General features: G+C 60.2%; 1 pseudogene. It reads left to right on the forward strand.

The annotated features are described in order from the left end of the window. Positions 1 to 61: 61 nt before the first annotated feature. Positions 62 to 1,054 (forward strand): annotated as a pseudogene (locus BQ8482_RS37510) (IS481 family transposase).

Consider the following 1,054-nt stretch of genomic DNA (forward strand, 5'->3'; position numbering starts at 1 on the left):
CTAGATGTTTGATCCCAGGCTTTGATGGGGCATCCTTGTCCTCCGAATCAAAGGATGCGCTATGGGCCAGGTTCTGCATGGGAGCGCCACGACGACAAAGGCGATCCGTCGAGCGATACAGCATAGTCAAGAAAGCCTGAGGGCGCTGGCCAAACGCTACGGGATCAACCAGAAGGCGGTCGCCAAATGGCGGGAGCGGACCTCGGTGGCCGATCTGCCGACAGGGCCAAAGAGCCCCGCATAGACGGTTCTCTCGCCCGAGGAGGAGGCCGTCATCGTCGCCTTCCGGCGCTACACTCTGTTGCCGCTCGATGACTGCCTCTATGCCCTACAACCGACGATCCCGCACCTGACGCGCTCGTCACTGCATCGTTGTCTTCAACGTCACGGCATCAGCCGCCTGCCGGACGTTGAAGGTGACAAGCCGGCAAAGAAGAAGTTCAAGAGCTATCCGATCGGCTACTTCCACATCGACGTCGCCGAGGCACGCACCGAACAGGGCAAGCTGCACATGTTCGTCGCCATCGACCGGACATCGAAGTTTGCCTTCGTCGAACTGCACGAGAAGGCCACCACCGCCGTCTCAAGAGACTTCTTGCTGCGCCTGATCGCGGCCGTTCCCTACAAGATCCACACCGTGCTCACCGACAACGGCATCCAGTTCACGACGCCCGGCGCCGGCGGTTCGGCCGTGCCATTGATCAAGGAGGCCATCGCAAACGGCGAACGCTTCTGGGCCCATGCTTTCGAATACGCTTGCGCCACGAACAACATCGAGCACCGAACGACCAAGGCAAGACATCCGTGGACCAACGGCCAGGTCGAGAGGATGAACCGGACCATCAAGGATGCGACCGTCAGGCGCTTCTACTACGAGAGCCACGGCCAACTCCGCCAGCACCTTGCCGACTTCATCTCGGCCTACAACTTCGGCCGCAGACTCAAGGCCCTCAAAGGCCTCACGCCCTATGAGTTCATCTGCAAGGTTTGGGCCGCACAGCCCGAACGCTTCAAGCTTAATCCGCTCCAGCAACTGCCGGGACTAAACATCTAG

The organism is Mesorhizobium delmotii (assembly GCF_900149755.1).
GTDB classification, from domain to species: Bacteria; Pseudomonadota; Alphaproteobacteria; order Rhizobiales; family Rhizobiaceae; genus Mesorhizobium; species Mesorhizobium delmotii.